We start from the raw sequence: 7117 nt of genomic DNA, 5'->3' as shown, positions 1-7117 counted from the left end.
CGGTGGCCGTGGCCGTTCTGGCCTTCCCGCTGCTGATCGTCGGTACCGTCGCCGCCTCGATCTTGAGCGGGCACCCCCGGCCAGGCCGTGGCCGGGGGCGCGGACCGGGGCCGGAGGGGCGGGAGGCGACGCCGTCGCGTCGCTCAGACCGGCTCGCCGAGGTCGTGGGTGAGCCAGCCGGGCGTATCGAAGCGCACGGGCTGTGCACCCACCACTGCCGCCAGCTGCGTCTCGAGGTTCTCGAGTTCGGCGATGCCGATCTGCCGGGCCCACCGATCGCGCAGCTCGTCGAATATCGACTCGCCCTGTCGCAGCATGTCGAGGCCGAGCGCAGTGACCTGCAGGCGTTTGCGGCGGGCATCGAGCGGGTCCGTGTCGCGGGCCACGTAGCCGCGCTCCTGCAGCACCGCGATGGTCTTCGCCGCCGACTGCTTGGTGATGGACAGGCGACGGCCCAGCTCCGAAGCGGTGTCGGCGCCCGCGGCGATCGCCCGGATGGCGAAGTCATGGACGGGGCGCACGTCCTCGTGGCCGCGCCGGGCCAGTTCGGCGGTCGCGGCGTCCACGAGTGTGCGGAAGCCCCCGAGCAGCAGCAGCGCGAGATCGGCGCCAGAGCGAGACATACGGGAAGGCTATGACACCGCCCTGGACGAAAGACAGCCTGGATGTCTATTATTAGACAGCCAGGTTGTCGAATCGAGGAGCGAGACATGACCGTCGCACCGGCCGGCCGCACGATTGCGGGGATCACCCACCACCGCGCTGAGGTCAACGGCACGACCCTGCACTACGTCGCCGCGGGGACCACCGGGTCGCCGATTCTTCTGGTCCACGGGTTCCCGGAGACCTGGTGGGCCTTCCACAAGCTCATCCCGCTGCTCGCGACCGGCCACCGCGTCTTCGCCGTCGACCTGCGCGGCTTCGGCGACTCGGACAACCAGCCGGGCGAGTACGGCAGCACGGCCTCGGCCGAGGACCTGCACCAGCTGATCGCCCACCTCGATGCCGGCCCCGTGCACCTGACCGGGCAGGACATCAGCGGGGGGACCGTTTTCCGCCTGGCCGCGACCCAGCCGCAGGACGTGCTCAGCTTGACCGCCATCGAGATGGGTCTGGCCGGATTCGGGCTGGAAGGACTGGCCGACGTCACCCACGGCGGAGCCTGGCACATCGGCGTCCTCGCCGCGCCCGGCATCCCCGAGATGCTGCTCGCCGGACGCGAGCGGGAATTCCTCGGGCAATATGCCTTCCCGGCCATGACCACGGTCCCGGGAGCGGTCACCGCGACCGACATCGAGGAGTTCGCCCGCGCCTACGCACGCCCCGACGGCTGGCGCGGAGCGATCGGCCTGTACCAGTCGATGCTGCGGGAAGGCGCCGAGATCAGGACACTCGCCGAGACTCGGGGGCTGCGGATGCCCGTGCTCGCGGTCGGCGCCGGCGGAGGCGCCTTCACGGCCGGCACCATGTCCCGGGCCACGTCGGCGGATGTCAGCGCGGTGTCCCTCGACGGCGTGGGCCACTACGCCGCGATGGAGGCCCCCGAAGCACTGGCGAAGGCCATTCTCGGCTTCACGGGAAGCGTCGACGCCGCCTGACGGGAGCACGTGTCCGCGAGTCCGCCCATCACGTCATCTGACCGTCGCGGGCTGGCATCCTTCCCGCGGGATGCCAGCCATGACGGGCTTCTATGGTCCGGCCATGACCACGGCGGTGAAGCCCCTGATCGGCCGCAAGCGCCCCATACCGGCGCACGTCGCGGTCTACGCGTTCGTCATCATTCCGTTCCTCGCGCTGCTCGCGGCCGTGCCGATCGCCTGGGGCTGGGGGCTGGCCTGGCTCGACGTCATCCTGGCCGCCGTCTTCTTCGTCGTGACGTGCCTCGGGGCGACGGTGGGCTTCCATCGGTACTTCACGCACGGCGCCTTCAAGGCCAGGCGCGCGCTGCGCATCGGCCTCGCGGTCGTCGGCAGCATGGCGGTGCAGGGCCCGATCCTGCACTGGGTCGCCGACCACCGCCGCCACCACGCCTTCTCCGACCAGGCCGGCGACCCGCACTCCCCCTGGCTGTTCGGCACCTCGCCGGCCGCCCTGGTGCGCGGCTTCTGGCACGCCCACCTCGGCTGGGTCCTCGAGCGCGACCTCACCAACCAGGAGCGCTTCGCCCCCGACCTGCTGGCCGACCGCGACATCCGCCTCGTGCACCGGCTCTTCGGCCCGCTGACGATCGTCACGCTCGCGCTCCCGGCCGTGCTCGGCGGCCTCATCTCGTGGTCGTGGCAGGGCGCGGTGACCGCGTTCTTCTGGGCCGGCCTCGTGCGCGTCACCGCCCTGCACCACGTGACCTGGTCGGTGAACTCGGTCTGCCACATGATCGGCGAGCGCCCGTTCACGGCCCGCGACCGCTCCGCCAACTTCTGGCCGCTGGCGATCCTGAGCATGGGCGAGTCGTGGCACAACCTGCACCACGCCGACCCGACGTGCGCCCGCCACGGCGTGCTGCGGGGGCAGATCGACATCTCGGCCCGCACGATCTGGATCTTCGAGAAGCTGGGCTGGGCCTGGGACGTGCGCTGGCCCACACCGCAGCGCCTGGCCCGCATCACCGCCGCCGCTTAGCGCGTACCGTGTCCGCGTGATCTTCCGCGCGGCGACCCGCGACGACCTGCCGGCCATCCTCGCGCTGCTGGCCGACGACGTGCTCGGCCGCAACCGCGACGGCGGCGTGGTCGACGCCTCCTACGAGCGCGCGTTCGCGGCCATCGAGGCCGATCCGCGCAACTTCGAGATCGTCGGCGACGACGGCGGGGTCATCGTGGCGTGCCTGCAGGTGACGTACATCCCGGGCCTGGGCCGGCACGGGGCGGAGCGCGCCCTCGTCGAGTCGGTGCGCGTGCGCGCGGACCGGCGCGGGCAGGGCGTGGGCGCGGCGCTCATGACGTGGGTCATCGAACACGCCCGGGCGCGCGGGTGCGGCCTGGTCCAGCTGACCACGGACAAGAGGCGCGCGGACGCGCACCGCTTCTACGCGCGCCTCGGCTTCGTGGCCAGCCACGAGGGCATGAAGCTGGTTCTGTAGGCGGTACCGTCGGGCGATGACCAACACCTATGCGAGCCCGGCCGGGCTCGAGGGCAAGGCGTGCATCGTGACCGGGGCCGCGCAGGGCATCGGGCGGGGCATCACGCAGGCGCTGACCGAACGGGGCGCCGCCGTGCTCCTCGTCGACCACAACGCCGAGACGCTGGAGGGGACCGTCAAGGCGCTGGAGGGGCGGCGGGTCGTCGCGCTGCGGTCCGACATCCGCGAGCGGGGCGAGGCCGAACGGATCGTCGCCGCGGCCGTCGAGGCGTTCGGGCGGCTCGACGTGCTCGTGAACAACGCCATCGCCACGCGCGCGGCCGGGCCGTTCACGGAGCACAGCGACGAGGACTACGACCTGGTGTTCGAGACCGGGCCGCGGGCGACGTTCCGGCTCATGAAGGCGGCGTTCCCGCACCTCGTCGCGAGCGGGGCCGGGTCGGTGGTCAACCTCGGGTCGAGCGCGGGGACCGAGGGGCAGGCGGGCTGGGCCACGTACGCGGCGGCCAAGGAGGCCGTCCGCGGCCTGTCCAAGGTGGCGGCGACCGAGTGGGGCGCGGCGAACGTGCGCGTCAACGTGGTGTGCCCGTTCGCGAACTCCGAGGGGGCGCAGCTGTGGGAGCGGTTCGATCCGGAGGGGTACCACGCCGCGCTCGCCAAGGTGCCGATGGGTCGCATCGGCGACACGCGCACCGACATCGGGGCGCTCGTCGCGTTCCTGGCGAGCGACGACGCGGCGTACATCACCGGCCAGACCATCATGATCGACGGCGGCTGGGGCATGCACCGGATCTGAGCCGTCACACCGAGGTGTAGAACTCCCGCGGGTCGGCGGCCAGGGACGCCTTGACGTGGGCGCTCCACGCGTCGGCCAGCACCTCGACCCGGCCGGCCTCGAGACCGTCGAGGCCGGCGCGGACGACCGCCGCGGGGTCGGCCTTCTCGCCGTCGTACCCGGCCATCATGTCGGTGTCGGCCGCGCCCAGGTGCAGGCCGGTGACGAGGGTGCCCTGGGCGGCGAGCTCGAGGCGCACGCCGTTGGTCAGCGCCCACTCGGCCGCCTTGGCCACGCTGTACGCGTTCGCCCCTTCGTAGGAGAACCACGACATCGCCGAGAGCACGTTGAGCAGCGCGCCGCCGCCGTTGCGGCCGAGCGCGGGGGCGAACGCGCGCACCATCGCCAGCGTGCCGTAGAAGTGCGTGTCGAGCTCCCGGCGGATGTTCGCCAGGTCGCCGGTCACGAGGTTGGTCCAGGTCGAGATGCCCGCGTTGTTGACGAGCAGCGTGACGTCGGGCGCGGCGACGGCGACGGCGGCGACCTGCCCAGGGTCGGTGATGTCCAGGCGCAGCCGCTCGACGCCGGGCACGTCGATGCGCTCGGGGTCGCGCGCCGTGGCGTACACCTTCGCGTCGCCGCGCTCGAGCAGCTGTCGCGCGAAGAGGCGGCCGAGGCCGCGGTTGGCGCCGGTGACCAGCGCGATGGAACCGTTGATCCGCATGCGGGCTACGCTAAAACCTGACGCTGACGTGAGGGGCAAGGGTGCGGATCGGTGACTTGGCGGACAGGACCGGCGTTTCGGTCCGGGCCCTGCGGTACTACGAGGAGCAGGAACTGCTGGCCGCCGAGCGCAGCCCGAGCGGGCAGCGCCACTATGCGGACGGCGCCGTGGAACGGGTACAACTGATTCAGACGCTTTATGCCGCCGGGCTGTCCAGCCGGTCGATCCTCGACCTCCTGCCGTGTGTCGACGCGAAGGCGAACACGCCGGAGTCCCGGGCCCTGCTGCGCTCCGAACGCGGCCGCATCTCGGCGCAGATCGAGCGGCTCGAGCGCGCCCGGGACCGGCTCGACGCGGTCATCGCGCACAGCGAGAGCCCCGCGAGCGGGTGCGCCGTTTTTGGGGAGCTTGTGGCTGGGTAGAGATCCCTCAACTGCTGTATCGCCGGTCAGAGGAGATGTGATGAGTGTTGCCGCGGATCCAGCCACCGTCGACAAGTGCCTCCGCGTGGGCGCCGGGTTCTCCCAGGGTGACCGCAACTGGATCGCCGAGCAGTTCGCGACGCTCGACGCCCGGCTCGCGGCGTTCCAGTCGGACGCGACCGAGCTCGAGGTGTCGGTGAAGGACCGCGAGGCGCCCGGGCAGAAGGTCACGCTGGAGTGCTGGATCGCCGGCCGGCCGAAGATCGTCACGACGTCCGCCGAGGAGGAGCTGCACGCGGCCCTCCACGACGTGCGCGACGATCTGCGCCGGCGCCTCAACGACGCGAAGACCCGCCAGGAGCCCCGTAACAACCGGCACCTGCGCGAGCGGCCCGAGCCGGAGGACGCGACCGAGCTGCTGTGAGCCCCGGCCCGGCCACCTTCGCACCTCGGGGTGGCCGGGCCCTTCTCAGGCGTTCTGCCGCTCGGCCCGCTGCCGTACCAGCTCCTCGACCGCGGTGGGCAGCGTGTTCTCGAAGTCGATGAGCTTCGCCCAGGTCGGCGTGACGACGATCCGGACCATGCCGTCGTAGAGCGAGCGCACCTCGGCCTCCCACTCGACGCGCTGCTCGGGCGTCATCGTGTAGGTGCCGTTCATCTGCAGGTACTCGTCCGGGATGCCCTCGACGGGGTCGAGCTCGGCCCGCCCGCGGATGAGCAGGATCTTCGGCGGGTGCACCTCGGTGTCGATGGTCAGGGCGACCGCCGGGTTCGCGCGCAGGGCGGGCAGCTTCGGGGCGTTCTTCGAGGTGCACAGGACGATCTCCGAGCCGTTCCAGGTGAAGGCGATCGGGATGGTGCGCGGGGTGCCGTCCTTGGCCACGTAGGCCAGGCGGGTCAGGTCGCGGGCCAGCAGCTCCCGGCTGAGCGGGCGGTTCAGGATCTCGGTGATCTCGCTCGGTTCCATGCCCCGGGGACGGAGCCGGCCGCGCGTTCTCGACAACCGGGCACCCGATTTCTCAGAAGCTCGGGGCGGCCGTGGACTCGCGGACCACGAGGTGGGTGGACAGCTGGACGTGCATCGAGTCCGGTGAGCCGCCCCGGGCGATGGTGTGCAGCGTCCGCACCGCGACCCGCCCCATGTCGGCGATCGGCTGGTGCACGGTCGTCAGCGGCGGCGAGGAGAGCTTCGCCGGCTCGATGTCGTCGAAGCCCACGACGGACAGGTCCTGCGGCACGCGGCGCCCGAGGCGGCGCGCCGCCTCGAACACGCCGAGCGCGGCCCCGTCGCAGGCGGCGAAGATGGCGGTCGGCGGGTCGGGCCGGGCGAGCAGCTCCAGGGCCATGCGGCAGCCGTCCTCGGCCGTGAAGCCGCCGTGCACGACGAGCGCCGGGTCCGACTCGATGCCGGCCAGTTCCAGGGCGTTGCGGTACCCGTGCAGCCGCTCCCGCGACGCCGCGATCTCGGCGGGCAGGCCCGCGAAGCCGATGCGCCGGTGCCCGAGCGCCACGAGGTGCTCGGTGGCCTGGGTGCCGCCGGCGAAGTTGGTCGCGGCGACGCTGGCCAGGGCGGTGCCGAACGCGCCGGTGAGGTCAACGGACACCAGCGGCAGGCCGAGCTCGTCGACGGTGCGGACCTGGTCCGCGGTCAGGGCCAGGGACACGACGATGACGCCGAGGCGGCGGCGGGCCGCGGCGCGCACCAGCCACCCGTCGCTGAGCGGGAGGCCGGGGCCGCCCGCGCGGTCCAGCACGTCGACGCAGATCTCGATGCCGAGGTCGCGGGCGCCGGTCAGGATGCCGGCGAGGACCTGCAGGGAGTACATGCTGACCATCGAGTCGAACACCACGTCGACGACGGTCTCGGCCTGCGGCTCGCGCGGCCCGGTGCTGGGCACGTAGCCGAGCGCGGAGATGGCCTCCTCGACCTTCGCGCGTGTGCGCGGATCGACGTTCGGCCGCTTGTTCAGCACCTTCGACGCGGTCGCCTTGGACACGCCCGCCGCCTGGGCGACGGCCTCGAGGGTGACGCGAACCGGCGGCTCGCCCATGCACCCTCCCGAAACTGTTTCACGCGTTGACAGCAGAGTAGGTTACCCATACCGTCGATACAACAC

At 72.1% G+C, this 7117-nt stretch carries 10 protein-coding genes; 6 read left to right on the top strand and 4 right to left on the bottom strand.

Features of this window, described 5'->3' with window-relative positions; translation table 11 throughout:
• Positions 1-143: 143 nt before the first annotated feature.
• The gene (locus tag AB0B76_RS48710) at positions 144-623 is read right to left on the bottom strand and encodes a MarR family winged helix-turn-helix transcriptional regulator (protein WP_360389830.1); all 480 of its coding nucleotides are present in this window, start codon (positions 621-623) and stop codon (positions 144-146) included.
• Between the two features lie 87 nt (positions 624-710).
• Here AB0B76_RS48710 and AB0B76_RS48705 point away from each other — a divergent pair, with 87 nt between their 5' ends.
• From AB0B76_RS48705 to AB0B76_RS48690, 4 genes are all read left to right on the top strand, one after another.
• On the top strand, positions 711-1598 hold the full coding sequence (locus AB0B76_RS48705; protein ID WP_360389828.1) for an alpha/beta hydrolase: 888 nt from the start codon (positions 711-713) through the stop codon (positions 1596-1598).
• A 103-nt stretch (positions 1599-1701) separates the two neighbouring features.
• Positions 1702-2619: an acyl-CoA desaturase gene (locus tag AB0B76_RS48700; protein ID WP_360389825.1), complete on the top strand. Its 918-nt coding sequence runs from the start codon at positions 1702-1704 to the stop codon at positions 2617-2619.
• A gap of 16 nt (positions 2620-2635) precedes the next feature.
• On the top strand, positions 2636-3079 hold the full coding sequence (locus AB0B76_RS48695) for a GNAT family N-acetyltransferase (RefSeq protein ID WP_360389822.1): 444 nt from the start codon (positions 2636-2638) through the stop codon (positions 3077-3079).
• A gap of 16 nt (positions 3080-3095) precedes the next feature.
• Positions 3096-3875, top strand: a complete 780-nt coding sequence (locus AB0B76_RS48690) for an SDR family NAD(P)-dependent oxidoreductase (protein ID WP_360389819.1) — start codon at positions 3096-3098, stop codon at positions 3873-3875.
• A 4-nt stretch (positions 3876-3879) separates the two neighbouring features.
• Here the strand turns inward: AB0B76_RS48690 and AB0B76_RS48685 are convergent, their stop codons facing one another.
• Complete coding sequence (locus AB0B76_RS48685; protein ID WP_360389816.1) at positions 3880-4578, bottom strand: SDR family oxidoreductase; 699 nt, start codon at positions 4576-4578, stop codon at positions 3880-3882.
• A gap of 41 nt (positions 4579-4619) precedes the next feature.
• Here AB0B76_RS48685 and AB0B76_RS48680 point away from each other — a divergent pair, with 41 nt between their 5' ends.
• Complete coding sequence (locus AB0B76_RS48680) at positions 4620-5000, top strand: MerR family transcriptional regulator (RefSeq protein ID WP_360389813.1); 381 nt, start codon at positions 4620-4622, stop codon at positions 4998-5000.
• A gap of 40 nt (positions 5001-5040) precedes the next feature.
• Positions 5041-5424: an HPF/RaiA family ribosome-associated protein gene (locus tag AB0B76_RS48675; RefSeq protein WP_360389811.1), complete on the top strand. Its 384-nt coding sequence runs from the start codon at positions 5041-5043 to the stop codon at positions 5422-5424.
• A gap of 45 nt (positions 5425-5469) precedes the next feature.
• Here AB0B76_RS48675 and AB0B76_RS48670 read toward each other — a convergent pair whose 3' ends face one another.
• Together AB0B76_RS48670 and AB0B76_RS48665 are read right to left on the bottom strand one after the other, a co-directional pair.
• Positions 5470-5967 carry a pyridoxamine 5'-phosphate oxidase family protein gene (locus tag AB0B76_RS48670; protein WP_360389808.1) on the bottom strand — a complete coding sequence of 166 codons (498 nt, stop codon included), beginning with the start codon at positions 5965-5967 and terminating at the stop codon, positions 5470-5472.
• A 52-nt stretch (positions 5968-6019) separates the two neighbouring features.
• Positions 6020-7051 (bottom strand): substrate-binding domain-containing protein, encoded by a 1032-nt coding sequence (locus AB0B76_RS48665; RefSeq protein WP_360389805.1) that lies wholly within the window; start codon positions 7049-7051, stop codon positions 6020-6022.
• Positions 7052-7117: the final 66 nt, after the last annotated feature.

This window comes from Dactylosporangium sp. NPDC049140 (genome assembly GCF_040648435.1).
This window is presented reverse-complemented; position numbering and strand designations above follow the sequence as displayed.

What these genes read in the sequence shown, in the direction of transcription:
- AB0B76_RS48710 (WP_360389830.1), bottom strand. Translation starts at nt 623, where the DNA reads ATGTCTCGCTCTGGCGCCGATCTCGCGCTGCTGCTGCTCGGGGGCTTC.
- AB0B76_RS48705 (WP_360389828.1), top strand. Translation starts at nt 711, where the DNA reads ATGACCGTCGCACCGGCCGGCCGCACGATTGCGGGGATCACCCACCAC.
- AB0B76_RS48700 (WP_360389825.1), top strand. Translation starts at nt 1,702, where the DNA reads ATGACCACGGCGGTGAAGCCCCTGATCGGCCGCAAGCGCCCCATACCG.
- AB0B76_RS48690 (WP_360389819.1), top strand. Translation starts at nt 3,096, where the DNA reads ATGACCAACACCTATGCGAGCCCGGCCGGGCTCGAGGGCAAGGCGTGC.
- AB0B76_RS48685 (WP_360389816.1), bottom strand. Translation starts at nt 4,578, where the DNA reads ATGCGGATCAACGGTTCCATCGCGCTGGTCACCGGCGCCAACCGCGGC.
- AB0B76_RS48675 (WP_360389811.1), top strand. Translation starts at nt 5,041, where the DNA reads ATGAGTGTTGCCGCGGATCCAGCCACCGTCGACAAGTGCCTCCGCGTG.
- AB0B76_RS48670 (WP_360389808.1), bottom strand. Translation starts at nt 5,967, where the DNA reads ATGGAACCGAGCGAGATCACCGAGATCCTGAACCGCCCGCTCAGCCGG.
- AB0B76_RS48665 (WP_360389805.1), bottom strand. Translation starts at nt 7,051, where the DNA reads ATGGGCGAGCCGCCGGTTCGCGTCACCCTCGAGGCCGTCGCCCAGGCG.